This is a genomic window from Variovorax sp. P4_D9 (genome assembly GCF_056401695.1).
Genome location: NZ_JBFUIU010001745.1, coordinates 1 through 567 on the forward strand (window position 1 = coordinate 1; position 567 = coordinate 567).

Genomic DNA, 567 nt, shown 5'->3' on the forward strand with positions numbered 1-567 from the left:
CTCGAGTTGCTGTGCGTCCAGCTGGGCAGGACGTCCCGGCGACATGGCGCGCAACGCATCGATCCCGCCTTCATCGAGCCGGGCCTTCCACGTGTACACGGTCTGGCGTGCCACGCCAACCGCCGCTGCGGCCTGCGCGGGGGTCTTGCCCGCCAGCAGCATTCGCCCAGCCCGCACCCGTTTGCGCGTCGCCTCGTCCATCTTCTTGCCCATGCAACCCACCTCCAATCAATCCGCTGATTGGATAACGTTCGAGGACGTTATTGGTTGTCATGGATTTGGTAAGTTCCGCTTAGTCGCCCAACCACTCGGCACCAAGAGAGTCACGATCTGGAGTGCCCCACCGTCTGGGCGAGCGTGATGCGCTGGTTCGGCGGAAGGAGAAGCGCCTCCGCCAGCCGGCGCCGGTCGATCATTGCGCGCACCACGGTCGCCAGCCCCGCAGCAGCGCAATAGAGGTACACGTTCTGCGCGACGAACCCCGTGTCGGCACCCGCAAGGAACGGCCTGTCTTCGGGCGAAACCTCCACCATCCGGTCCAGATCGGCTACGTATACGAGGTTGATC

2 protein-coding genes are annotated in these 567 nt (G+C 64.4%); both read right to left on the reverse strand.

The features are described from left to right. Window positions 1–213, reverse strand: a 213-nt coding sequence (locus AC1DY5_RS58105; protein ID WP_478123110.1) for a helix-turn-helix domain-containing protein, incomplete at its 3' end; no start/stop codon positions are given. 110 nt (window positions 214–323) lie between these two features. Beyond that, on the reverse strand, window positions 324–567 hold a 244-nt coding region (locus AC1DY5_RS58110; protein ID WP_478123111.1), incomplete at its 5' end, for a nitroreductase family protein.